At 44.7% G+C, this 23,669-nt stretch carries 24 protein-coding genes; 16 read left to right on the forward strand and 8 right to left on the reverse strand.

Annotated features, from left to right (window positions below):
• Positions 1-67: 67 nt before the first annotated feature.
• Positions 68-865: an outer membrane protein assembly factor BamD gene (locus ACO0KW_RS05370; RefSeq protein ID WP_423051356.1), complete on the reverse strand. Its 798-nt coding sequence runs from the start codon at positions 863-865 to the stop codon at positions 68-70.
• Positions 866-907: 42 nt separating this feature from the next.
• Between ACO0KW_RS05370 and ACO0KW_RS05375 the strand changes: the two genes are divergently transcribed.
• Positions 908-1,936 carry an RluA family pseudouridine synthase gene (locus tag ACO0KW_RS05375; RefSeq protein ID WP_423051358.1) on the forward strand — a complete coding sequence of 343 codons (1,029 nt, stop codon included), beginning with the start codon at positions 908-910 and terminating at the stop codon, positions 1,934-1,936.
• Positions 1,933-2,718 carry a peptidoglycan editing factor PgeF gene (gene pgeF, locus ACO0KW_RS05380; protein ID WP_423051360.1) on the forward strand — a complete coding sequence of 262 codons (786 nt, stop codon included), beginning with the start codon at positions 1,933-1,935 and terminating at the stop codon, positions 2,716-2,718. Before ACO0KW_RS05375 ends, pgeF begins: the two co-directional genes overlap by 4 nt.
• On the opposite strand, the gene ACO0KW_RS05385 is transcribed toward pgeF, so the two are convergent.
• Positions 2,696-2,926: a hypothetical protein gene (locus ACO0KW_RS05385; RefSeq protein ID WP_423051983.1), complete on the reverse strand. Its 231-nt coding sequence runs from the start codon at positions 2,924-2,926 to the stop codon at positions 2,696-2,698. The two genes, pgeF and ACO0KW_RS05385, sit on opposite strands and share 23 nt — an antisense overlap.
• A 129-nt stretch (positions 2,927-3,055) precedes the next feature.
• Here ACO0KW_RS05385 and phaC point away from each other — a divergent pair, with 129 nt between their 5' ends.
• The 7 genes from phaC (at position 3,056) to ACO0KW_RS05420 (ending at position 10,420) form a co-directional block, all read left to right on the forward strand.
• Positions 3,056-4,789, forward strand: coding sequence for a class I poly(R)-hydroxyalkanoic acid synthase (phaC, locus tag ACO0KW_RS05390; protein ID WP_423051362.1), 1,734 nt, complete (start codon positions 3,056-3,058; stop codon positions 4,787-4,789).
• Positions 4,790-4,856: 67 nt separating this feature from the next.
• The gene (locus ACO0KW_RS05395; RefSeq protein ID WP_423051364.1) at positions 4,857-5,597 is read left to right on the forward strand and encodes a 3-ketoacyl-ACP reductase; all 741 of its coding nucleotides are present in this window, start codon (positions 4,857-4,859) and stop codon (positions 5,595-5,597) included.
• Between the two features lie 178 nt (positions 5,598-5,775).
• Entirely contained in the window at positions 5,776-6,327 is a 552-nt protein-coding gene (gene phaR / locus ACO0KW_RS05400; RefSeq protein ID WP_423051366.1) for a polyhydroxyalkanoate synthesis repressor PhaR, read from the forward strand.
• A 99-nt stretch (positions 6,328-6,426) separates the two neighbouring features.
• A complete protein-coding gene (gene rimO / locus ACO0KW_RS05405; RefSeq protein WP_423051368.1) occupies positions 6,427-7,809 on the forward strand; it encodes a 30S ribosomal protein S12 methylthiotransferase RimO in 1,383 nt (460 codons plus the stop codon).
• 113 nt (positions 7,810-7,922) lie between these two features.
• Positions 7,923-9,092 carry a cystathionine beta-lyase gene (locus tag ACO0KW_RS05410; RefSeq protein ID WP_423051370.1) on the forward strand — a complete coding sequence of 390 codons (1,170 nt, stop codon included), beginning with the start codon at positions 7,923-7,925 and terminating at the stop codon, positions 9,090-9,092.
• A 26-nt stretch (positions 9,093-9,118) separates the two neighbouring features.
• Positions 9,119-9,595: a GNAT family N-acetyltransferase gene (locus ACO0KW_RS05415; RefSeq protein WP_423051372.1), complete on the forward strand. Its 477-nt coding sequence runs from the start codon at positions 9,119-9,121 to the stop codon at positions 9,593-9,595.
• Positions 9,596-9,718: 123 nt separating this feature from the next.
• Positions 9,719-10,420 carry a YdcF family protein gene (locus tag ACO0KW_RS05420; RefSeq protein ID WP_423051374.1) on the forward strand — a complete coding sequence of 234 codons (702 nt, stop codon included), beginning with the start codon at positions 9,719-9,721 and terminating at the stop codon, positions 10,418-10,420.
• 171 nt (positions 10,421-10,591) lie between these two features.
• Here ACO0KW_RS05420 and ACO0KW_RS05425 read toward each other — a convergent pair whose 3' ends face one another.
• The 6 genes from ACO0KW_RS05425 to ACO0KW_RS05450 all read right to left on the reverse strand — a co-directional run bounded on the left by ACO0KW_RS05425 (position 10,592) and on the right by ACO0KW_RS05450 (position 17,134).
• Positions 10,592-10,843 carry a hypothetical protein gene (locus tag ACO0KW_RS05425; protein WP_423051376.1) on the reverse strand — a complete coding sequence of 84 codons (252 nt, stop codon included), beginning with the start codon at positions 10,841-10,843 and terminating at the stop codon, positions 10,592-10,594.
• Positions 10,844-10,914: 71 nt separating this feature from the next.
• Positions 10,915-11,334, reverse strand: a complete 420-nt coding sequence (locus ACO0KW_RS05430) for a cupin domain-containing protein (RefSeq protein WP_423051378.1) — start codon at positions 11,332-11,334, stop codon at positions 10,915-10,917.
• Positions 11,335-11,580: 246 nt separating this feature from the next.
• On the reverse strand, positions 11,581-14,316 hold the full coding sequence (gene acnA, locus ACO0KW_RS05435; protein WP_423051380.1) for an aconitate hydratase AcnA: 2,736 nt from the start codon (positions 14,314-14,316) through the stop codon (positions 11,581-11,583).
• 123 nt (positions 14,317-14,439) lie between these two features.
• Positions 14,440-14,940 carry a hypothetical protein gene (locus tag ACO0KW_RS05440; protein WP_423051382.1) on the reverse strand — a complete coding sequence of 167 codons (501 nt, stop codon included), beginning with the start codon at positions 14,938-14,940 and terminating at the stop codon, positions 14,440-14,442.
• 76 nt (positions 14,941-15,016) lie between these two features.
• On the reverse strand, positions 15,017-16,009 hold the full coding sequence (locus ACO0KW_RS05445) for an HpcH/HpaI aldolase/citrate lyase family protein (protein WP_423051384.1): 993 nt from the start codon (positions 16,007-16,009) through the stop codon (positions 15,017-15,019).
• Between the two features lie 135 nt (positions 16,010-16,144).
• Positions 16,145-17,134: a malate dehydrogenase gene (locus tag ACO0KW_RS05450; protein WP_423051386.1), complete on the reverse strand. Its 990-nt coding sequence runs from the start codon at positions 17,132-17,134 to the stop codon at positions 16,145-16,147.
• Positions 17,135-17,520: 386 nt separating this feature from the next.
• Between ACO0KW_RS05450 and ACO0KW_RS05455 the strand changes: the two genes are divergently transcribed.
• The 7 genes from ACO0KW_RS05455 (at position 17,521) to gltA (ending at position 23,487) form a co-directional block, all read left to right on the forward strand.
• Positions 17,521-18,297, forward strand: coding sequence for a GntR family transcriptional regulator (locus tag ACO0KW_RS05455; protein ID WP_423051985.1), 777 nt, complete (start codon positions 17,521-17,523; stop codon positions 18,295-18,297).
• 158 nt (positions 18,298-18,455) lie between these two features.
• Positions 18,456-18,869, forward strand: a complete 414-nt coding sequence (sdhC, locus tag ACO0KW_RS05460; RefSeq protein ID WP_423051388.1) for a succinate dehydrogenase, cytochrome b556 subunit — start codon at positions 18,456-18,458, stop codon at positions 18,867-18,869.
• A gap of 2 nt (positions 18,870-18,871) precedes the next feature.
• Complete coding sequence (sdhD, locus tag ACO0KW_RS05465) at positions 18,872-19,240, forward strand: succinate dehydrogenase, hydrophobic membrane anchor protein (RefSeq protein WP_423051390.1); 369 nt, start codon at positions 18,872-18,874, stop codon at positions 19,238-19,240.
• Positions 19,241-19,242: 2 nt separating this feature from the next.
• Positions 19,243-21,018, forward strand: coding sequence for a succinate dehydrogenase flavoprotein subunit (gene sdhA, locus ACO0KW_RS05470; protein ID WP_423051392.1), 1,776 nt, complete (start codon positions 19,243-19,245; stop codon positions 21,016-21,018).
• 12 nt (positions 21,019-21,030) lie between these two features.
• Positions 21,031-21,741, forward strand: a complete 711-nt coding sequence (locus ACO0KW_RS05475) for a succinate dehydrogenase iron-sulfur subunit (RefSeq protein WP_186920853.1) — start codon at positions 21,031-21,033, stop codon at positions 21,739-21,741.
• Positions 21,742-21,837: 96 nt separating this feature from the next.
• Positions 21,838-22,107, forward strand: coding sequence for a succinate dehydrogenase assembly factor 2 (locus ACO0KW_RS05480; protein ID WP_423051987.1), 270 nt, complete (start codon positions 21,838-21,840; stop codon positions 22,105-22,107).
• Positions 22,108-22,182: 75 nt separating this feature from the next.
• Positions 22,183-23,487: a citrate synthase gene (gltA, locus tag ACO0KW_RS05485; protein WP_423051395.1), complete on the forward strand. Its 1,305-nt coding sequence runs from the start codon at positions 22,183-22,185 to the stop codon at positions 23,485-23,487.
• The last annotated feature ends 182 nt before the right edge of the window (positions 23,488-23,669 follow it).

Genomic DNA, 23,669 nt, shown 5'->3' on the forward strand with positions numbered 1-23,669 from the left:
AATTCACCCAAGGGAACATTCGCGAAGATCTAACCTGCGCATCCCCTTGTCGCTTGAAAGCAGGGAATTAGCCCCAGAGTTTCCACCAAGATTTCTTGCTTCCGTAGGTTTCCAATAAGGTGCTTTTAGGGAAATTGCTAGTAAAAACTCGTCTTGCATCATCGCGCAGTTCAATCATACCCATTCCATCGTATGCCTTTACCAGTACAACCAAAGCTTCTTCAACAGCCGGTGCATCAGGATATTCTTTGATAGCGGATTGAGCACGATTGGCAGCTGCAACAAACGCATTTCGACGTAAATAATATTTTGCTACGTGAAGATCATATTGTGCCAGAGAATTCACTAAATACTTCATGCGCGCAATCGCATCTGGCGTATACTTGCTACTTGGGAATCGCGTTGCCAGCTCCTTGAACGCATCAAAAGAATCTCGTGTCGCTTTTGGGTCACGTTCAGTAATGTCTTGATTTGCGATAAAACTGAAAAAGCCCATATCATCATTAAAATTGATCAAGCCACGTAAGTAATACATGTAATCAACATTGGCATGATTTGGATGTAATTTTATAAAGCGATCAACTGCAGCTAACGCTTGTGCTTGATCGCCTTGTTTGTAATAAACATAAGCAATTTCAAGTTGCGCTTGTTGAGCATAAGCACCAAATGGGAAACGCGATTCAAGTTTTTCAAACAGTTGGACTGAACGATCATATGATCCTGCCGCCAATTCATCTTTTGCTTCAGCGTATAATTTTTCCGCCGACCAATTTTTACTTTCTTCGATTTTGTCGCCGAAAATGCCGCAACCAGCAAGTGATATGGATAGTGCCAGACCTAACAATTTTATATATTTAATGTGCATGAGCTTCGCGAGTGCATGAGAATAATTGACGGATTATAGCCGATGGTAATTAATGTGACACCAAATGACGAAATGATTTTAACCGATAGTGAGCTGGATCTTGATGAAATCGATCATGACACTCAGATAAAGTTCGCGGAACCAGTAGAACCTATCGAATTGACCCTGCCAGACAGTATTTGTGGTGAACGTTTGGATAAAGTGCTGTCCAAATTGGTCCCGCAATATTCCCGTGGCAGGATTCAGCAGTGGATAGAGGAGGGGCACGTCTTAGTCGACGGTAAGCCATCAAAAATCAAAACAACCATGCTCGGTGATGAGCATATCACTATTTTTCCGCAAGCTGCCGCCGAGGAAAACGCATTCACGGCAGAAGATATTCCACTCAACATCATTTATGAAGATGAGGCTATTCTTGTTTTGAACAAGCCCGCTGGTTTGGTCGTTCATCCAGCAGCAGGAAACTGGTCGGGAACCTTGTTGAATGGCCTATTGTTCCATCGTCCTTCATTGGCGGCGGTGCCGCGGGCGGGAATTGTGCATCGACTAGACAAAGATACCTCTGGTTTGATGGTTGTCGCCAAAACCCTAACTGCGCAAACGGAATTAGTGCGCCAATTACAAGCAAGAACCGTCAAGCGCGAATATGCTGCGATGGTGTGGGGTACGCCAAATGCTTCGGGCACAATCGACGCCGCAATGGCAAGACACTCGCGCGATCGTTTAAAAATGTCTGTCTCTCACAGTATTTTGGCTAAGCCAGCTATTACGCATTTTCAAAGAATTTCTACCGGTATGCTAGAACGCTTTCCTGTGAGTTTGGTTGGTTGTCAATTAGAAACCGGTCGCACCCATCAGATTCGTGTACACATGCTATCGCTAGGATTTCCTCTGGTCGGTGACACACTCTACGGCAAGCAACATTTGGCACGGTTTTTCCCTCGTCAGGCGTTGCAAGCACGTAAATTGGGCTTGATCCATCCAGTTAGTAACTTGCCGGTTGAATGGAATATTCCTTTGGAGGCAGATTTTAAGGATTTACTTGAGCGCGCAGGTATGGCACAACCATGAGTTTAGTCCGTGATGACGATACGGGCTTAGTGTTAATAGAGCCCGACTGGCCAGATTGTCCAGCAAATGTACGCGCTTATTCCAGTACCCGAATCGGAGGCGTGAGTTTGGCGCCTTTTGGCGACGCTGACGGCACCAGTGGATTAAATCTTGCCGACCATGTTGGCGATAATATCAACTCGGTGCGTATGAACCGAAGTTGTTTGTCGGATTTTTTTCCTCGCGATGTCACATTCTTATCACAAATTCATGGCACTCTGGCTGTTGATGCGACGGACATACGAGAAGGATCAATAGTAGAGGCTGACGCAAGCTTTACCAACCAACCTAATGTCTCGTGCGTGGTATTGACTGCGGACTGCTTACCGATTTTACTTGCATCAACGGATGGTCGATGCGTGGCTGCTGTGCATGCAGGTTGGCGAGGCATGGCTGGTGGTGTGATTGAAGCTACCGTGCAGGAAATGCGTCGCAAGGGGGGGCGCGAAATCACGGCTTGGTTGGGGCCAGCGATAGGTGCAAACGCTTTCGAGGTCGGTATCGATGTTTTTGATGCATTTACTCAGAAAATGCCGCAACAGCGACAAAATTTCAAATCGCAAGTGCGGGATGGAAAATATTTGGCTGATATTTATGGTTTAGCACGCACAGTCTTGCATAGCTTAGCCATAAACCGTATTTCAGGCGGTGAATATTGCACCTTTACCGAACTGGAACTGTTCTATTCGTATCGGCGTGATGGTTTAACTGGACGAATGGCTAGTTGGATTTGGATTGAGTAGATCCTGCTTCTCGCCTTAGTTGATCTAAACGTTCTCGCTCGGTCTTTTTGATCTGACGTTTCCGTGCTGGTGAACTAAGGATGTACAACACGAGCCCAAGTGGAATAATGCAGTAAAAAACAAAGGTCATGATGCCTGCAAGTAGTGAGGATTCTGCTAAAGACATCAAGAGTACGACATAAATCCACGCGATTGCGATAAGATACAAGAAGGCCATAGAATTTCGAATTAAGATGTTAAGTTAGTAATCAATATTTGGTTAGCAATGCTAGATTTATTATTGCCAAAATTTAGATCAGCATTTGTGACAATACTCTAAAACTAGGAAAATTGCATAATGAGTGACAACCCTCAGACGATGTACGCAAATTGGTTACAACAATTAATGCAGCAAAATCCATTACAAGAGTGGATGAAGGCAGGTAGTGTTGGTCTCAATAATCCCTTCGCGCAGGACTCGTCAATGTTGAGCATGCTGAAGGAATTTGGCGCCGAAATTGATCCTGCGGTCTTAAGCAGATTACAGTCCGAATATTTCTCTGAATTAGGTAATTTGTGGAAAGATTTTATTGCTTCAAAATTGCCACAATTTAATGACCGACGCTTTTCATCTACTGACTGGCATAAACAAACAACCCATGCATACAACGTCGCGGTCTATCTCCTGAATGCACGATTTTTGAACTTATTGGCTGAGTCAGTGCAGGCGCCAGAAAAGAAAAAACAAAAAATTCGCTTCGCGGTTCAGCAAATGGTCGATGCCATGTCCCCCGCAAATTTCTTAGCGACCAATCCAGAAGCGCAAGCCAAACTATTAGAAACGGGTGGCGAAAGTTTGATGACGGGCATTACCCAAATGCTTGAAGATATGCAAAAGGGAAGAATCTCACTGACCGACGAATCTGCATTTGAAGTCGGTAAAAACGTCGCAACAACCGAAGGTACAGTCGTCTTTGAAAATCGCTTGTTTCAGTTGATTCAATATAAACCGCTAAATAAAATGGTACATCAGCGTCCATTACTGATGGTGCCGCCGTGCATTAATAAGTTCTACATCCTCGATCTGCAGCCAGAAAACTCGCTGGTTCGTTACGCGATAGAACAGGGACATACTGTATTCTTGGTGTCTTGGGCGAATCCAGATCAAAGCATGTCGGATGTTACTTGGGATGATTACATCGAACATGGCGCAATTAAAGCAATCGAAGTTGTGCAAGAAATTAGTAAGCAAGATAAGTTAAATGTCTTTGGCTTCTGTGTCGGTGGCACGATCGTTTCGACAGCATTAGCTGTCTTAGCAGATCGTGGCGTTAATCCCGCGAGTAGTTTGACGCTTTTAACAACTTTACTTGATTTTGCTAACACGGGTATATTGGATGTTTTCGTGGATGAACTGCAAGTCAGTTTGCGCGAACAAACTTTGGGTCATGGTGGATTGATGCCGGGCCGTGATCTAGCCAGCACTTTTTCCAGCTTACGACCAAACGACTTAGTATGGAATTACGTTCAGTCAAACTACCTAAAAGGTCAAAAGCCGCCAGCATTTGATCTTTTATATTGGAATTCTGACAGTACAAATTTGCCTGGTCCGATGTTTTGCTGGTATTTGCGCAACACTTATCTCGAAAACAGTTTAAAAGAAGCTGGCAAACTAATGGTTGCAGGAAATAAAGTTGATTTATCCAAAATTGATGCTCCAGTGTTTATTTACGGATCAAAAGAAGATCATATCGTTCCTTGGCAAGCAGCATTTGCTTCAAGTGGAATCCTCAATCCCAAGAAGAAAAGTCGAAATCGCTTTGTCTTAGGTGCCTCTGGGCATATCGCTGGAGTGATCAATCCGGCTTCAAAAAACAAACGGAGTTACTGGATCAATGATAAATTAGGCAATGATTCCCAGGCGTGGTTAGATGCAGCAAAAGAACATCCAGGAAGTTGGTGGCCAGAATGGGCAACATTTTTGTCAGAACATGCTGGGAAAATGGTAAAAGCTCCCACAAAAGCTGGGTCGCTGGGTTATAGTGAGATAGAGTCAGCACCCGGACGATATGTCAAAGTGCGTGCTGATTAAGTTCTTGTTTTGTACCTAGGATAATCAAGTTTAGCAGTGCCTTTTATTGAAACTCTGGAGATTAAGTATGTCAAAGCGAATTGCTTATGTAACTGGTGGTATGGGTGGTATTGGAACTCCAATCTGTAAACGTTTATGTAAAGATGGCTACATCGTGGTAGCCGGATGCGGTCCAAATTCCCCGCGTAAAGATAAATGGCTCGCCGATATGCGTGCAGACGGCTACGAAGTGCATGCATCGGAAGGCAACGTTTCAGATTGGGAATCAACCCGCGCAGCGTTTGAGAAGGTCCGTACCGAAATTGGCGAAGTTGACGTGTTAGTCAACAATGCAGGCATTACCCGTGATGGACAATTTCGCAAAATGAGCAAGGCTGATTGGGATGCCGTGATTGATACCAATTTGAACTCTTTATTCAACGTCACTAAACAAGTAATCGAAAGTATGGTTGATCGTGGTTGGGGTCGTATTATCAATATCTCTTCTGTGAATGGTCAAAAAGGTCAGTTCGGTCAAACTAACTATTCAACCGCAAAAGCTGGCATTCATGGTTTTAGTATGGCTTTGGCACAAGAAGTCGCAACCAAAGGTGTCACGGTAAATACAGTTTCTCCTGGCTATGTTGGTACGGATATGGTTCGTGCAATTCGCCCTGACGTATTAGAAAAAATTGTGTCGGGAATTCCAGTCAAGCGCTTAGCTGAACCTGAAGAAATTGCTTCTATCGTCGCGTGGATTGCATCAGATGAAGGCGGTTATGCTACAGGTTCTGACTTCTCTATCAATGGTGGTCTGCATATGGGCTAATAGTTCGATTGTATTCGAATGAACTATTCCTAAGAATTTTGCACTAAGTAAAATGCTGTGTTAATACTGAAAGCAGCAAAATATTAAGTGCAAAATTCGATCGAAATGCTTACAGCAGAAGCGATGATTTGTAAGTGTTTTAGTTTTATTTTTAATGCAGTTTTTGAATGAGAATGCAATGAATAGCACAAAAAAAATAAGCAAGCATTTGATTAAAAAGTATCCAAATCGTCGCTTATATGACACCCAAACGAGTAGCTATATCACCTTGGTTGATGTCAAGCAATTCGTTATGGAGAATGACGACTTTGCTGTAGTAGATGCCAAAACAGGTGAAGATTTGACACGTAGTATTTTGCTGCAAATCATTTTAGAAGCTGAAGCTGGTGGTGCACCGATGTTCTCGAGTGTTGCTTTGGCGCAAATTATTCGTTATTACGGTCATGCAATGCAAGGCATGATGGGTTCATATCTTGAAAAAAATATTCAAGCATTTATTGATATTCAAAATAAACTGACTGAAGGTGCGAGTGGTGGTGTTGAAGGCAAGCCATTTAGTCCCGAAATGTGGACACAATTTATGAACGTGCAAGGCCCTATGATGCAAGGCATGATGGGGAACTATATTGATCAGAGTAAAAATTTATTTGTACAAATGCAAGAGCAAATGCAGAGCCAATCGAAGAATATGTTTGGTTTTCCATTTGTACCGGATGATAAGAAAAAGTAATAAATTCAATCGCTTGCGCCCTATTTAAACCAGCTAAGGCTGTCGTAAGCATCAGAGAAAAGGGTACAATAGCGAATTGCTTTGTATCCTTTTTTTATTATGTCTAACGAAACTCTGATCCCTACATCGACTCAAGTCGCACCAAAAGTTGGTTTTGTCTCCCTCGGGTGCCCGAAGGCTTTAGTCGACTCCGAGCAAATCCTCACGCAATTACGCGCCGAAGGTTACGAAACGGCTAAGTCCTATGATGGCGCCGATTTAGTCGTGGTGAATACCTGCGGATTTATTGATGCGGCCGTACAAGAGTCCTTAGATGCCATCGCTGAGGCGCTTAGTGAAAATGGTAAAGTGATCGTTACCGGCTGCTTGGGTGCGAAAAAAGATGCCAATGGCAATGATTTGATTAAGAGCATACATCCCAAAGTCTTGGCGGTCACCGGGCCACATGCCTTGACTGAAGTCATGAGTGCAGTGCATCTGCATTTACCAAAGCCGCATGAGCCATTCATTGACTTGGTGCCGCCACAGGGCGTAAAACTTACGCCAAAACATTTTGCCTACTTAAAAATTTCCGAGGGCTGCAATCATCGTTGCAGCTTCTGCATTATTCCGTCAATGCGTGGCGATTTAGTGTCTCGCCCGATTGGTGAAGTCATGGTCGAAGCGGAGAATTTATTCAAAGCAGGCGTTAAAGAATTGTTGGTCATTTCTCAAGACACCAGTGCCTACGGTGTGGATGTGAAATTCCGTACCGGTTTCTGGGATGGCAAACCAGTCAAGACTCACATGACGCAATTGGTAGAAGCGCTTGGTGAACTCGCAAAGCGCTATGATGCATGGGTACGTCTGCATTACGTTTATCCTTACCCGCACGTGGACCAAATCATTCCATTTATGAATAATGGACATGTTCTTCCTTACCTCGATGTACCTTTGCAGCATGCGCATCCTGATGTACTGAAACGCATGAAGCGTCCAGCGAGTGGTGAAAAAAATATCGAGCGGATTAGAGCATGGCGCGAAATGTGCCCGGAAATTACGATACGTTCTACCTTCATTGCCGGTTTTCCGGGGGAGACAGAGGAAGAATTTGAATACCTCTTAGACTTCTTGAAGGAAGCTGAAATTGATCGTTTGGGTTGCTTTGCTTACTCTCCAGTGGATGGTGCAACAGCCAATGAACTCGCTAACCAATTGCCAAATGAGGTACGTGAAGACCGCCGTCGTCGTGTGATGGAGTTGCAAGAGACGATTTCTAAAAAACGTCTGCAAGCAAAAGTTGGAAAGATGATGCGTGTATTAATCGATAGCCTTGATCGTAGCGGCGGTGTTGGTCGCAGCTCTGCAGATGCGCCAGAGATTGATGGTGTGGTATACGTTAAACCGCCATTCGAGCCGCATCGCAAGTTAAAAGTGGGTGAATTTGTTGAAGTGAAAATCACTGCTGCAGATGCACATGATTTGTGGGGCGAAGCAATCTAAGCCAGATATTGTATGAAGGTGAGGGGCGATTTTTCGCCCCTATTTTTTATCTGCGGCGTCTCTCTTTGTGAACTGATTTTTTATTTACATTTGAATTTATTAACGACAAGATTATGACAAATAGACAGCCTGGTTCAAGTACCGCGATTGTTCATCCCAAATATAAAGCGCCCGATGGATTTTCTGCATTTCCTACCGCGATCCATCATGCATCGACTGTTTTGTTTAAAGATGTCGATGCGATGCGCGCGCGCAGTTGGTTAAATAAGTCGACTTACACTTATGGCTTACATGGCACACCAACTAGCTTCCAATTGGAAGCCGAGATCGCGCAAATCGAAGGAGGTAATCATTGTGTATTGACACCAAGTGGCTTAGCCGCCATCACCTTAGTGAATATGGCTTTTCTCGAAACTGGTGATGATGTCTTAGTGCCAGATAATGCCTACGGGCCCAATAAGGAATTGGGCGCGTGGTTAAAACATAGCTTCGGTATCAGCGTGCGCTTTTATGATCCTATGATCGGTGGTGGAATCGCCGACCTAATTTTGCCGAACACTAAATTAATTTGGACTGAAGCACCTGGTTCGGTATCAATGGAAGTTGCCGATGTGCCCGCAATTTGTGTAGCAGCGCATAGCAAAGGTGTCTTGGTTGCTTTGGATAATACTTGGTCTGCAGGGCTTGCCTTTAAACCCTTCGAACACGGTGTCGATATTTCTATGCAGGCATTGACGAAATATCAAAGCGGTGGCTCAGATGTGTTGATGGGTGCGGTCATCACCAAAGATATTGAGCTAAATAATCGCTTGTTAATGGCACACATGCGCCTAGGTTTGGGCGTAGGCATGGATGACGTATATTTGGTATTGCGTGGCTTGCAAAGCATCAAGCTACGTTTTGAAGCGCATGACATAGCAGCACGCAAAGTGGCGACGTGGTTAAAGAGCCGTCCAGAAATCGCTAAGGTATTACATCCGGCGTGGGAAGATTGCCCGGGGCACGATGTTTGGAAACGTGATTTTACAGGCGCGGGCGGCTTATTTTCCGTGCTGTTTGATGAGAAATTTACAGAAGCGCAAACCGACAAATTCGTGAACCAATTGAAACTTTTTAAAATTGGTTTTAGTTGGGGTGGTTCGCATAGTCTGTGCGTTCCGTATCGCATAGAAAGCATGCGCCAAACCTGGGGCGACAAGGGCATACTAGTGCGTTTCAATATTGGTTTAGAAGATGTAGATGATTTGATTGCCGACATAGAGCAATCTTTGAATGCACTTTAAATTTTTAAAATTAGTCGAGGTTTACTTTGTCACTTGTTATTCGAAAAGCTGTCCCTGCGGATGCAGCCATTATTCACGGATTTATTGTTGAACTTGCCGTGTATGAAAAAGCCGAGCATGAAGTTAAGGCTAGCATTGAGGAAATTGAAAGTAGTATTTTTTCAGCCAATTCACCCGCCAAAGCGTTGATTTGTGAACTCAATGGTGAAGCAATCGGCTTTGCTGTTTATTTCTATAATTACTCAACTTGGCAGGGTAAAAAAGGCCTCTATTTAGAAGATCTTTACGTATCGCCAAGACATCGAGGCCTAGGTGCTGGTAAATTTTTGCTGCGTCATCTGGCGCAAATTGCGGTGGAAGAGGACTGCGGTCGTTTCGAATGGAGCGTCTTAGATTGGAATCAACCTGCAATTGATTTTTATGATTCTGTCGGTGCTAAGGCGCAGGCGGAATGGGTTAAATATCGTTTGGCTGGAGATGATTTGTTGAATTTTGCAAAATAGTGAAATTTAATTGTCTCTGATATTGGGTTGAGGATTTGATGTCGGTTCTGAATTCAAAAAGACGGTGGATATTGTTGGCGGTAGGTGGGCTATTGCTAACGCACTGTATTTATTTTGGTGCTGTTGAAAGTCACACATTTGGGTGTGATTGTTCCCGCACTAATTGCCTTTTTGATGATGCTATCGCCTTGGCTTGCAGAACCTTTCGAGATCTGGCTCGGAAAAAGTCCACTGCGTGTACGTTTGTGGCGATTAGCCGAACTTGGATTTGTCTTTTGGTTACTCACTTTACTGGTGTATTTTGCTGTACTTCTGCGTTCTCATGACCAAGTAGATACCGCTTTTCGCCCAGAGCTGATTGTCATTCTTGGGTCGAGCACGCCAAACGCACAGCCTTCTCCGGCACTTGTCGAACGTTTGCGTTTGGGACATAAGCTAGCGTTGGTCTTTCCAGGTGCGACGATTGTTGTTAGTGGCGGAATCGATTTTCGTCAAACAGTTTCTGAGGCGCAGGTGATGAAGGATTATTTGATACGGCTTGGTTTGCCCGAACCACGCATTATTGTTGAAGATGAGAGTACCAGTACTTACGAAAACTTACTCTTCACGGCAAAAAAACTGCAAACGCTAAAAATGGATCAGCAAACACGAATGATGATAGTTACTAGCGACTTCCATACACTGCGTTCGGAGTTGATCGCTACTAGAGTCGGATGGAAAGAGGTGAGAAGTGCTGGTGCAATAACGCCGCTTTATATGCGCTATAACGCTTGGATTCGTGAGTACTTTGCATGCCTATCCGGATGGTTGTTAGGGGAGTTTTAAATGCGATGTGATGTGTGTTCTGCCAACTTAGATTGATTACCAAATCGCCCATTGCTATGCTCGCGAAAAAGATCTTGTAGGTAACCGTATTGCTGTGATCCCAAAACATAAAAAACCAGGCTTCTTTGCAGAAGGCTGGTTTTTCTCGAATGCCAAAATAGCTTGGTCGTATTACTTGCTAGCACCCGAAGCCGCGGCGGCAGTAGCGTCGACAGTCGGCGTTGATGCTACCGAGGCAGCAGACTCTACTACAGGTGCAGGCGTACTCGCCGCAGCAGACGCTGCAGGCGCAGAGACGTGCTCAGAAGCCGCACCTGCATGGGCTCCAGCTTCACCCTGCATATCCATTTTGTCACCTGCTTTGAAAATAAAGAATAAAGCGATGGCCGCAAAAACTAAAAAACCTACTAGTGCTTTCCACATAAAGACTCCTCTTTTACTAAGTTAAAAAACGATAAAATCTAAACATCAAAACTTTGTTGCAATCGCGACCGCTAGGATCTAGTCATGTAATCGTCTGCGGGACGCGGATCCGATCCGTTTATTGTGCCTTCGCCGGGCGTAATAAATAAAATCGTACAGTTGGTTTCGACCAAGGCTGTGTGCCAGGTGCCTTTGGGAATAATCGCAAAACTACCTGGCGAGTTAAACTCAATCCGGCTTTCTACGCCTTTTGAGTACAAAAGCAGAGTCGCCTGTCCCGAAATTAGGTAAAGAGTTTCATCACCGTTTGGGTGCATTTCCCATGACACCCAATCGGTAGAAAATGTATATTCCGAGACCAGTAAGCACGCTTTACATTGTCCAAAATTCGCATCGAGCTCCTCGTAGATTTGATCTGTGACGGGAATTTCTGTTGCTGTTTGATTCGAGTCTAGAACTATAAAATTTGAGACTAGTTTTGGCTGTGACATGTTCGAGCACCGTATCTAAACCTGGTAAAGCGAGAAGAGAAGTCATATGGCTATCTTGAAATCCACGACACATTCGCTTAAATACTAACATCGTATTTGAGCTAGCTTTTGTGGTTTATCAAAGATCTGTCGGCGCGGGATTCACCGGCCCTACAAATTTTGTTCTTGACACCCATTCTCAATGCAACAAAAAAAGGGATAAAACCCAAAAGCTTCATCCCTTATTTCTACTTTTGCTATCCTAAATTACGCAGCTAACAACTGACGCAACACGAATGGCAAGATGCCGCCGTGTTTGTAGTAGTCAACTTCGATTGGTGTATCAATACGCAACAGAACTTTGACGTCTTGAGAGCTACCATCTGCACGATTGATGACTAAAGTCACTTCTTGCTGTGGTTTGATATCGTTCTCGATACCTTTCAAATCGAAAGATTCATTGCCAGTGATGCCCAATGAATCAACGCCGTCTGCGCCGATGAATTGCAAAGGCAATACGCCCATACCAACCAAATTAGAGCGATGGATACGTTCAAAAGACTTAGCGATAACGGCTTTTACGCCCAATAACTGCGTGCCTTTTGCCGCCCAGTCACGGGAAGAGCCTGTGCCGTATTCTTCGCCACCGAAAATCATCGTTGGCGTACCTTCAGCAACATATTTCATCGCTGCATCGTAGATTGCCATTGGCTCGCCAGTTGGTTGGAATAAAGTTTCGCCGCCTTCAACGCGAGAACCGTCTTCCTTCGCTGGGATCATCAAATTTTTGATACGCACGTTAGCGAATGTGCCGCGCATCATGATTTCGTGGTTACCACGGCGTGAACCGTAGGAGTTGAAATCAGCTTTCAAGACGCCGTTTTCTTTCAACCATTTACCAGCAGGGCTAGATTCTTTGATCGAGCCAGCAGGTGAGATGTGATCGGTTGTGATCGAGTCACCGAATACGCCCAAAGCACGTGCGCCAGTGATGCCTGTTGCAGCAGCTTTTGGTTCCATCGTGAAGTCAGCGAAGAACGGTGGTTCTGCGATGTAAGTCGATGCAGGCCAGTCGTAGACTTGACCTTCTGCCACGCCTTTGATGTCTTCCCACAATTTACCTGGTGCGCCTTTGACGTCAGCGTAGTTCTCTTTGAATGTTTTGGAATTCATTGCGAACTTCATCAACTTGTTGATTTCTGCGCTGGTTGGCCAGATGTCACCCAAGAAGATGTCTTTACCTTTGACGCGACCAACAGGTTCTGTCATCAAATCTTTAGTCATGTTGCCAGCGATCGCATAAGCAACGACCAACGGAGGAGACGCTAAGAAGTTAGAGCGAATGTTCGGATGAATACGCGCTTCAAAGTTGCGGTTGCCAGACAAAATAGCGGCGGCAACGATGTCGTTTGCAACGATGGCTTCGTTCATTGCCGGTGTCAAATCACCTGCGTTACCGATACATGTTGTACAGCCGTAAGCAGTTACGCCAAAACCGAGTTTTTCCAAATATGGCAACAAACCAGCTGCTTCCAAGTATTTCGTTACCACGCGAGATCCTGGCGCTAATGAAGTCTTAATGTGTGGAGAAACTTTCAAACCAGCTTCAACCGCTTTCTTCGCTAACAAGCCAGCTGCTAGCAAGACGCTAGGATTTGATGTGTTAGTGCAAGAAGTAATCGCAGCGATCAAGATGTCGCCGTTTTTCACTTTGACGCCATCTGTATTGGTGTACACCGCTGTAAGATCTTCTGCTTTTTTGTTGAAACCGCTTTCTGAAGTTGGCTTACTGAACAAGTCGGCGAAAGTAGATTTGACGTTACCGATTTCAATACGATCTTGTGGGCGTTTTGGACCTGCCAAAGATGGTGCAACCGTTGACAAATCTAAGGACAATTCTGTCGTGTAATCGATGTCGCCTTTTTTCGGGATACCGAACATCTTCTGTGCTTTGAAATAGCCTTCAAATGCGTCGATTTCTGCTTTAGTACGGCCGGTGCCTTTGAAATAGTCGATCGTTGCTTCATCGACTGGAAAGAAGCCCATCGTCGCGCCGTATTCCGGTGCCATGTTAGCGATCGTTGCACGGTCAGTCAGGGATAAAGTGCGCGTACCTTCACCAAAGAATTCAACAAACTTGCCAACAACTTTTGCTTTGCGCAGCATTTCTGTGATCGTCAAAACCAGATCCGTTGCGGTACAACCTTCGCGCAATGCGCCCGTCAAATTTACGCCAACAACGTCAGGTGTCAGGAAGTAAACTGGTTGACCGAGCATGCCAGCTTCAGCTTCAATACCGCCCACGCCCCAACCAACAACGCCGATACCGTTGATCATGGTTGTGTGAGAATCTGTGCCCACCAAAGTATCTGGGTAGTACACATCATTTTTCTTTTTATCAGTTGCTTTATGTACGCCACGCGCCAAGTACTCAAGATTGACTTGATGCACGATACCAAAACCTGGAGGTACAACGCCAAAAGTATCAAAGGCTTGCATACCCCATTTCATGAACTGGTAACGCTCGTTATTGCGTTGAAATTCCAGTTTCATATTCAAATCAAGCGCTTTCTTTTCACGGAAATGATCGATTTGTACGGAGTGATCGACGACCAGATCAACTGGGACCAATGGTTCGATATTCTTTGGATTTTTACCTTGCTTTGCTGCAACGTTACGCATCGCAGCTAAGTCAGCCAATAAAGGCACACCAGTAAAATCTTGCAAAACGACGCGAGAAACGACGAATGGAATTTCATCCGTACGAGCTGCAGTTGCGCCCCAGTTTGCCAATTGCTTGACGTGTTCTTCAGTCACTTTTTTGCCGTCGCAGTTACGCAAAACGGATTCCAACACGATACGGATAGAAATCGGCAGGCGAGATACTTTTACGCCCAGATTTTTTTCCAGTGCTGGCAAAGAAAAGAATTTACCTTTCTTGGTGTCAGTGATTTTGAAATCTTTCAGCGTTTTAAACGCGTCTTGATAATTGGCTTGGCTCATGGCTGTTCCTTATATTCGATGATGAACAATGAAGTGAGGTGATACGGATTTAAAACTAATCTTACAAATTCTTAACATGCTTCTGCACCATTGAATCTCAGATTTGTTGGCGCATATTTGTACTTATTTGACTTGAATTTCAGTGATTCCTGACGAGGCAATTTTTGTGCTCTTGCATTCGTTCGCTAATTGATTTCCGCGGCGTGAATCAAGAAGCATGCCCTTGGATGGAATATTGATCCACACCAAACCGACCTTTTGGTTTTCAAAACGATGCGCTCCGGTTGATGTTTCAACGCGGGTTAATTTGTAAAGGCGATTTCTCCAGCGCATGGCCAAGCTTTGATTATCTTCCGGATGGGCATACATCACAAGAGAATTGCCGAGCTCGCATTTGTATTCAGTGTCAGCACTTTGATCGATATTTGGTTCTGGCTCGCTTGTGTCGAGATCTGAATGTTTACTATCTGCCTTGGCAATTTTTGTTGTTTTTGTTTTAGTCGATTTTTTACTGATAGGGCTACTGGTGCCTTCTGCCGCAATGGCAGATATGGACAAGCCAGTCGCACATAAAATAATAAGTAACTTTGTTAATAGCCGTGGTGATGATACTGATGATTTCATGATGCCCCTCATTATTTCAAATTTGCGTCAAAATTACGCTTCATTTCTCGTGTCGTACTTACCTAGGCTAATTAGCTTAGACCAAGTATTGTGCACCTTCGGGCAAGTTGACGCCACTCATACTTGCTTTCTTTAAGACTGTCCAGTAATAGCGATAACTCGCCCTATCATGAAGGCGACCATGTAACTCTATCGGTCCCCAATGGTTTTGTTGTGCTGTACTCAAAATCACAACTGCCTCGTTAATCTCGGCACTACGCGGCGCCATTGATTTAATGATTGGCTTGATCTGGCTAGGATGTATGCTCCACATTCTAGTGAACCCAAATTCTTGTCCTGCTCTGGTCGCATCGCTGAGCGTTACCGATGGATCTTTAAAATCGGTTGTTACATTGTGCGATGGAACCTTGCCATACAAATGACAAGCCGCTGCAATTTCCAGTTTGGCGCGCATCACTAATGGATGTGAAAATTGGGCTGGGGAACGCATTGCACTCGCTGGAATTGCACCCCAATGTGACGATACGAAATCCATGATTCCGAACGACAGGCATTCAACTTGAGGAATTGCCGCCAAGGCCGACACATTTGCTAGCGAGGTCTGAGTTTCAATTAGCAGATGAATAGGAATGAGTTTGCGAATGTGAATTTGTGATAACTGGTTGATAGCATCAATGGCTGTGTTGACTTCATCGACCGTATTCACTTTGGGTAGCACAATGTAGGCTAGTTTTTCACAAACTTCATGAGAATTCAGAAGGTGGTGAATGTCTTGCTTAAACGCTGGGTGATCAAAATGATGAACGCGTACCCCGATACGATTGAATTGATTGATGTCTGATGCAACAATCTGCGTCAACATTTGTGTGTGCGCCAATTCATCACCGACCGCGGCGCCGTCTTCGCAGTCAAAGGTAATATCAAACATTGGGCCAAGCTCGTTTTGCAGACTTAAGGACTTGAGCATCAATTTTTCTGAGCCAGCATAGTGATCGCATACTGGTAAGAAAATTGGCGCTGCCTGATCTTGAAATAATGCCTGAGATGGATGCATCGGCGTTGATGTCATTGAAAGATCTTGTAGTGAATCGTCGTACGGTAAATCGGCTAGCAAAATTTGCTACCTAAACTCAAACTTAAACCAAATAAAAAATATGCGTAGACCAAAGGGCTTGCCCGATCGACAAGCCCAGTTTCAGGTCAATTAACCAACCAAGTGTTTCACGCCATCACGCTCTTCTTGCAATTCTTTGAGAGTGACGTTTATACGTTCACGAGAGAACTCATCGATTTCCAAACCTTGAACAATCGTGTATTCGCCGTTTTCTGTTGTAACAGGGAAGCCAAACATCGTTCCTTCTGGGATACCATAAGAGCCGTCAGATGGAATGCCCATGGTTGTCCATTTGCCGTTGGTGCCGAGTACCCAGTCACGTACGTGATCAATCGCTGCATTTGCTGCGGAAGCTGCTGATGATAAACCACGTGCTTCGATGATCGCCGCGCCGCGCTTGCCAACTGTCGGCAAGAACACGTCTTTGTTCCACTCTTGATCATTGATCATGTCTTTGACAGATGCGCCAGCTACTGTTGCGAAACGGTAATCAGCATACATTGTTGGGGAGTGATTGCCCCAAACACATAATTTTTCAATATCAGCAACTGCTTTGCCAGTTTTTGCGGCAACTTGTGACAAGGCGCGGTTGTGATCTAAGCGCAACATGGCTGTAAAGTTTTTAGATGGCAAGCTTGGAGCTGATTTCATTGCGATGTAAGCATTAGTGTTAGCGGGATTGCCAACGACCAATACTTTGACATTGCGTGATGCCACTGCATCTAATGCTTTACCTTGTACCGTGAAAATTTGTGCATTCGCTTCAAGCAAATCTTTACGTTCCATTCCTGGGCCACGTGGACGCGCACCAACTAACAAAGCCACGTCGATATCTTTAAATGCTGTCATCGGATCACTGTGCGCTGTCATGCCAGTCAATAATGGGAATGCGCAATCATCGATTTCCATCATCACGCCTTTGAGCGCTTTTTGTGCTTTCTCATCAGGGATTTCCAATAATTGCAAAATCACAGGCTGATCTTTGCCCAGCATGTCGCCGTTAGCGATTCTGAATAAGAGGGAATAGCCGATTTGGCCAGCTGCGCCAGTAACAGCAACGCGCATAGGGGATTTAGACATGGTATTTCTCCGCAGTGGTGTAAAAATAATATTGTAATGCTTTAATCCAGCAATTAGATTGAAACGTCCTATAGATCGTCTATCTCATCAAAACTGTCAAATTCAGATGCAAATGAAATGAGCGGCTGAAATGATAACGCCGAATAACACTTGCAAGCGATTGAATTTGTTATTTTGCCGCCTGTTTCGCCAAAAGAATGTCAAATATTGTCATCAAGATTGCGCTACATCATCATAATGCGTGGAAGTTTATTGCGCCCTATAGTTTGTGTCAATGGATATCTTATGTCTTATATAAGACATGATAAGTTTTTTACTTTTTGCTAGACTTTGTCATCGTTTTTGTGGTGAAATTGCGGCCTATGAATCCAACGGTAACATCAAATATGCAACCAAATGAGTCGAAAAGTTCGCCAACTTCCGATGCGGATTCGTATTTTTCTGCGGCACCGACCTTCAGTCCACTATATCAACAGATCAAAGGCTTGATTACACAAAGTCTCCAATCAGGCGAATGGAAGCCCGGTGAGTTAATTCCCAGCGAGATCGAGCTCGCTGCGCGCTTTAAGGTTAGCCAGGGTACGGTGCGAAAAGCAATTGATGAACTATCCGCCGAAAACTTAGTAGTGCGCAGACAAGGGAAGGGGACATTTGTTGCAACTCATCACGAAGCTCGCTCGCAGTTTCGCTTCTTGCGCCTCGTGCCAGATAGTGGTGAGCGCGCTTATCCAGAAAATAAAATCATTGAGGTTAAGCGTCTGCGTGCACCAGCAGAGGTTGCTCGTCTACTAGAAATGAAAGCGGGTGAATCTGTCGTTTTTTTAAAGCGTGTACAATCGTTCGGTGGCGTACCAACAATTTTAGAAGAGCTATGGTTACCTGGATCTATCTTTAAGGGCTTAACTATCGAGCGTTTAAATGAGTATAAAGGTCCGATGTACGCCCTGTTTGAATCGGAATTCGGCACGCACATGATACGCGCGCAAGAAGAAATTCGTGCTGTATGCGCAACCGAAAATACAGCAGATTTATTGTGCGTCGAAATTGGGATTCCGTTGTTGAGTGTGGAGCGAATTTCATTTACTTATGGCGATAAGGCGGTCGAGTTGCGACGTGGTTTGTACTTAACGAATGCGCATCATTATAGAAACGAATTGAGTTGAACCGCATTGTCAAGCAAGCTTGAACCAGATTATTTGCTTAAATCTTGATCAAATTGAATAATAATTCTCAGAAAACCGTCAAATCAGTTGGTGCAATGCATCAAAATAGGCGAAAATTATAAAGTTGTAGTGCTGAGTCATTTTGGGGGAGTTTATATATGTCTGAAGTTGTTAAAAATAAGAAGCGTTTTGGTGTGATGCGCCTTTCTGATGCTGTGTTTGGTGGTTACCGACTACCGCTCGCAGGATTTGTGTCGATTTTGCATCGTATTAGTGGCATGTTGATGTGTTTGTTGTTGCCATTCGCCTTGTACTTGCTTGATCAAAGCCTTCGCTCGGAAGTGTCATTCGCCATGTTGCATATTTTCTTTGCATCGATTCCAGTCAAACTCGTTGTGTTGGCTTTGGTATGGGCGTATTTGCACCATTTTTCCGCTGGTGTGCGTCACTTGTTGATGGATTTTCATATTGGTTTAGATAAAGACAGTGGTCGTCAATCAGCGGTCGCTGTGTTGTTCGTGAGCTTGGGCTTGACGACTCTCGTTGCATTGAAATTGTTTGGAGTATTCTAAAAATGGCGAATAATAATATTGGGTCAAAACGCCTGGTTGTTGGCGCAGGATATGGCATGCGCGATTGGTTGGCGCAACGCGTTACAGCCATTTTAATGGCGATTTACACCGTCGTACTATTGGTTTTGTTTTTGACTTCGAGTGAGTCTAGCTATGTCGCTTGGAGTGGTATTTTCGCGATGCAATGGTTCAAGCTGTTGACGTTTGCGGTCATTATCGCTTTGCTCTACCACGTATGGGTAGGTATGCGTGATGTTTGGATGGATTATGTGACGCATTCAGTTGTATTGCGTTTGTTGTTTCAGGTCGCCACTATCGTGTGGTTGATCGCTTGTGCTGGCTACGCCGCACAGATTTTGTGGAGAGTGTAATCGTGGCTGCAATCAAGTCTGCAATCCCTTCCCGTCGCTTTGATGCGGTAATCGTCGGTGCCGGCGGATCCGGTATGCGCGCATCTTTACAATTGGCAGAAGCTGGTCTTAATGTGGCAGTTCTGTCGAAAGTTTTTCCAACGCGTTCTCACACAGTCGCTGCGCAAGGTGGTATTGGCGCGTCACTCGGCAATATGTCTGAAGATAATTGGTTCTGGCACATGTTCGACACCGTAAAGGGTGGCGATTATCTTGGTGATCAAGATGCGATCGAATTTATGTGTCGTGAAGCGCCAAAAGTTGTGTACGAATTAGAACATTTCGGTATGCCGTTCGATCGTAATGCTGACGGCACTATTTATCAGCGTCCATTCGGTGGTCACACTGCTAATTTTGGTGAAAAGCCAGTGCAACGTGCCTGCGCAGCGGCGGATCGTACTGGTCATGCTTTGTTGCATACGCTCTATCAACGCAATGTTCGTGCTCGTACGCATTTCTTCGTGGAGTGGATGGCGATTGATTTGATTCGTGATGCCTCCGGTGATGTCTTGGGCGTGGTTGCATTGGAAATGGAAACTGGCGAAGTCATGATGTTGGAAGCCAAAACAACCATGTTTGCAACGGGCGGTGCGGGTCGTATTTTCGCGGCTTCAACCAATGCATTTATCAATACTGGTGACGGTATGGGTATGGCGGCACGTGCTGGCTTGCCTTTGCAAGATATGGAATTCTGGCAGTTCCATCCAACTGGTGTGGCTGGTGCAGGTGTTTTGATTACTGAAGGTGTTCGTGGTGAAGGCGGTATTTTGGTGAATAGCCAAGGTGAGCGTTTCATGGAGCGTTATGCACCTACTCTAAAAGATTTGGCACCACGTGACTTTGTTTCCCGCTCTATGGATCAGGAAATCAAAGAAGGTCGCGGTTGTGGTCCAAACAAAGATCACGTGATGCTGGATTTGCGTCACATCGGCGCAGAGACGATTCAAAAACGTTTGCCGTCGATTCTTGAAATTGGTCACAAGTTTGCCAACGTCGATGCAACTAAAGAGCCAATTCCAGTTGTGCCTACGATTCACTATCAAATGGGCGGTATCCCTACGAATATTCACGGCCAAGTTGTCACAACTAAGAATGGTGTGAATGAAGTGGTGAATGGTTTGTATGCGATCGGTGAATGTGCTTGTGTATCTGTACATGGTGCGAATCGTTTGGGCACTAACTCGCTGTTGGATCTGATCGTATTCGGTCGCGCTGCAGGCAATCACGTTGTCGCAAGTAATTTAAAATCACGCAGCAATAAAGATTTGCCGAAAGATGCTGCTGATTTGGCTTTGTCTCGTTTGTCTAAACTTGAAAACAGCACAGGCACAGAGCGCGTTCAAGATGTGGCCAATGCGATCCGTGGCACCATGCAGCAATACTGTGGTGTGTTCCGTACTGATGAATTGCTGCAAACTGGTGTTGAGAAAATTATGGAGTTGGATGAACGTCGTAAGCACGTTTCTTTCAAAGATAAGTCTAAAGTATTCAACACGGCGCGTGTCGAAGCTTTGGAGTTGGATAACCTGATCGAAACAGCGAAGGCGACTATCACGTCAGCAAATGCACGTAAAGAATCACGTGGTGCTCATGCACATCGTGATTACGAAAAACGTGATGATGAAAACTGGATGAAACACACTTTGTGGTATTCAGAGGGTAATCGCTTAGATTACAAACCAGTTGTGACTAAGCCGCTCACGGTGGAAACTTTCCAACCAAAAGCACGTACATTCTAAAGAGATACTACTATGGCACGTACATTAAAATTTCAAATCTATCGCTACGATCCGGACAAGGATGCGAAGCCTTATATGCAAGACCTGACGGTTGAATTGCAAGATACAGACAAGATGTTGCTTGATGCATTGCAACGTATCAAAGCGGACGTAGATGATTCTTTGGCCCTGCGCCGTTCATGCCGTGAAGGTGTGTGCGGCTCTGACGCGATGAATATCAACGGTAAGAATGGTTTGGCTTGCACTACCAACTTAAATGAGTTGTCTGAGCCTATTATTTTGCGCCCATTGCCTGGTTTGCCAGTGATTCGCGATCTGATCGTCGATATGACGCAATTCTTCAAGCAATACAATTCGATCAAACCTTACTTGATCAATGACAGTATTCCGCCTGAAAAAGAACGTCTGCAATCACCAACCGAGCGTGAGGAGTTGGACGGCTTGTACGAATGTATTTTGTGCGCATGCTGCTCAACTTCCTGCCCATCATTTTGGTGGAATCCAGATAAATTCGTCGGTCCAGCTGGTTTATTACAAGCTTACCGTTTCATCGCGGACTCCCGCGATGAAGCAACAGGTGCGCGCTTGGATAACTTGGAAGATCCATATCGTTTATTCCGCTGCCACACGATTATGAACTGCGTCGACGTTTGTCCTAAAGGCCTCAATCCTACGCGAGCAATTGGTAAGATTAAAGAGCTGATGGTTAGACGTGCTGTCTAAATCGTCTGATTAAGTAAGCTAGGTTTTTGTGCCGGGGTTCTGACTTGTGTCTGGAATTCCGGACTTTAAAGAAATGGAAAAATCATGTCAGGTGTTATGTCTGGCTTGCATCAAAGTGATCCAGTAAATCGAGCGAGGCTACGCTGGCGTGCGCGCCGCGGCTTATTGGAAAATGATTTGATACTCACGCGCTTTTTAGACGCGCATGAAGAAACACTGTCGGATGAGGAAGTTGATGCATTTAGTCGATTGATGGATATTTCCGATAATGAACTAATGGATTTGTTGATGGGGAAAACTGAGCCTATAGATCAACTCGATTTACCCCAAGTCAAAGCGCTATTGGCGCGCTTACGATTAGCATAAGATTTTGTACTTTTTTGATCGCATTTTTTTGCGCATTTTTTTCACTAACGACTCACCTGCAACGAAGGAAGAGCCATGACTAACTCTGAAACAAAAGCAACGCTATCATTTTCCGATGGCTCCCCATCCATCGAGATGCCAATCTACAAGGGTTCTATCGGCCCTGACGTGATTGACATTCGTAAGTTGTATGGCGCGACTGGTAAATTCACTTATGATCCAGGTTTCATGTCGACTGCGGCATGTAACTCTTCCATTACCTATATCGATGGTGATAAAGGTGAGTTGTTGTATCGCGGTTACCCGATTGAACAACTGGCGCAAAATGGTGGAGATTTCCTCGAATCTTGCTACTTGTTGTTGAATGGTGAATTGCCGAACGCAGAACAAAAGCAAAAGTTCGTGGATACGGTGACTAAGCACACCATGGTGCACGAGCAGATGCAATTTTTCTTCCGCGGTTTCCGCCGTGATGCGCATCCGATGTCCGTGTTGGTTGGTACTGTGGGTGCTTTGGCGTCCTTTTACCATGATTCTTTGGATATTAACGATGCACATCATCGCGAAGTGTCGGCAATTCGCTTGATCGCGAAGATGCCTACTTTGGTAGCGATGGCTTATAAATATTCTATCGGTCAGCCATTCGTATACCCGCGCAATGATTTGTCATACAGCGCGAACTTCATGTACATGATGTTTTCGAATCCCTGTGAGCCATACAAAGTCAATGAAGTACTAGTGCGTGCTTTGGATCGTATTTTGATTTTGCATGCAGATCACGAGCAAAATGCCTCGACATCGACAGTACGTTTGGCGGGCTCTTCCGGTGCTAATCCATTCGCCTGTATCGCTGCAGGTATTGCTTGCTTGTGGGGTCCTGCTCATGGTGGTGCAAATGAAGCAGCATTGAGTATGCTGGAAGAAATCGGCTCAGTAGATAATATTGCTCATTTCATCGAACAAGTAAAAGACAAAAACTCTGGCGTGAAGTTGATGGGTTTTGGTCATCGTGTTTATAAAAACTACGATCCACGTGCAAAATTGATGCGCGAAACTTGTTATGAAGTCTTGAATGAACTTGGCTTGCAAGATGATCCATTGTTCAAATTGGCAATGGCTTTGGAAAAAATTGCACTGGAAGACGAATACTTCGTATCTCGTAAATTGTATCCAAACGTCGATTTCTACTCTGGTATCGTGCAACGTGCATTGGGTATTCCAACTGCACTGTTCACAGGCATCTTCGCATTGGCACGTACAGTAGGCTGGGTCGCCCAATGGAAAGAAATGATTTCTGACCCAGAACAAAAAATTGGCCGCCCACGTCAATTGTTTGTAGGCTCACCACAGCGTGATGTGCCTGATATGGATAAGCGCTAATACCAAGCGATTAGACTGTGATAGTGCTAAATATTTAAGAGATTAAATATATCTTAAAAAAGCGAGTAAAAATTACTCGCTTTTTTATTGGCAAAATATGTTATTCTCGCACCTGATGTTGAAAGTCAATATTCCTCCTGTTAATTTGAAGTGGTATTTGTTTTCCTACTGTCTCAAAGTCT

The sequence above is a fragment of the Undibacterium sp. Ji22W genome (genome assembly GCF_049340305.1).
Classification (GTDB): Bacteria; Pseudomonadota; Gammaproteobacteria; order Burkholderiales; family Burkholderiaceae_D; genus Undibacterium.

Excerpts from the sequence above, each read along its gene's own strand:
- ACO0KW_RS05370 (WP_423051356.1), bottom strand. The coding sequence starts at position 865 with ATGCACATTAAATATATAAAATTGTTAGGTCTGGCACTATCCATATCA.
- ACO0KW_RS05375 (WP_423051358.1), top strand. The coding sequence starts at position 908 with ATGGTAATTAATGTGACACCAAATGACGAAATGATTTTAACCGATAGT.
- pgeF (WP_423051360.1), top strand. The coding sequence starts at position 1,933 with ATGAGTTTAGTCCGTGATGACGATACGGGCTTAGTGTTAATAGAGCCC.
- phaC (WP_423051362.1), top strand. The coding sequence starts at position 3,056 with ATGAGTGACAACCCTCAGACGATGTACGCAAATTGGTTACAACAATTA.
- ACO0KW_RS05395 (WP_423051364.1), top strand. The coding sequence starts at position 4,857 with ATGTCAAAGCGAATTGCTTATGTAACTGGTGGTATGGGTGGTATTGGA.
- phaR (WP_423051366.1), top strand. The coding sequence starts at position 5,776 with ATGAATAGCACAAAAAAAATAAGCAAGCATTTGATTAAAAAGTATCCA.
- rimO (WP_423051368.1), top strand. The coding sequence starts at position 6,427 with ATGTCTAACGAAACTCTGATCCCTACATCGACTCAAGTCGCACCAAAA.
- ACO0KW_RS05410 (WP_423051370.1), top strand. The coding sequence starts at position 7,923 with ATGACAAATAGACAGCCTGGTTCAAGTACCGCGATTGTTCATCCCAAA.
- ACO0KW_RS05425 (WP_423051376.1), bottom strand. The coding sequence starts at position 10,843 with ATGTGGAAAGCACTAGTAGGTTTTTTAGTTTTTGCGGCCATCGCTTTA.
- ACO0KW_RS05430 (WP_423051378.1), bottom strand. The coding sequence starts at position 11,334 with ATGTCACAGCCAAAACTAGTCTCAAATTTTATAGTTCTAGACTCGAAT.
- acnA (WP_423051380.1), bottom strand. The coding sequence starts at position 14,316 with ATGAGCCAAGCCAATTATCAAGACGCGTTTAAAACGCTGAAAGATTTC.
- ACO0KW_RS05440 (WP_423051382.1), bottom strand. The coding sequence starts at position 14,940 with ATGAAATCATCAGTATCATCACCACGGCTATTAACAAAGTTACTTATT.
- ACO0KW_RS05445 (WP_423051384.1), bottom strand. The coding sequence starts at position 16,009 with ATGACATCAACGCCGATGCATCCATCTCAGGCATTATTTCAAGATCAG.
- ACO0KW_RS05450 (WP_423051386.1), bottom strand. The coding sequence starts at position 17,134 with ATGTCTAAATCCCCTATGCGCGTTGCTGTTACTGGCGCAGCTGGCCAA.
- ACO0KW_RS05455 (WP_423051985.1), top strand. The coding sequence starts at position 17,521 with ATGCAACCAAATGAGTCGAAAAGTTCGCCAACTTCCGATGCGGATTCG.
- sdhC (WP_423051388.1), top strand. The coding sequence starts at position 18,456 with ATGTCTGAAGTTGTTAAAAATAAGAAGCGTTTTGGTGTGATGCGCCTT.
- sdhD (WP_423051390.1), top strand. The coding sequence starts at position 18,872 with ATGGCGAATAATAATATTGGGTCAAAACGCCTGGTTGTTGGCGCAGGA.
- ACO0KW_RS05475 (WP_186920853.1), top strand. The coding sequence starts at position 21,031 with ATGGCACGTACATTAAAATTTCAAATCTATCGCTACGATCCGGACAAG.
- ACO0KW_RS05480 (WP_423051987.1), top strand. The coding sequence starts at position 21,838 with ATGTCTGGCTTGCATCAAAGTGATCCAGTAAATCGAGCGAGGCTACGC.
- gltA (WP_423051395.1), top strand. The coding sequence starts at position 22,183 with ATGACTAACTCTGAAACAAAAGCAACGCTATCATTTTCCGATGGCTCC.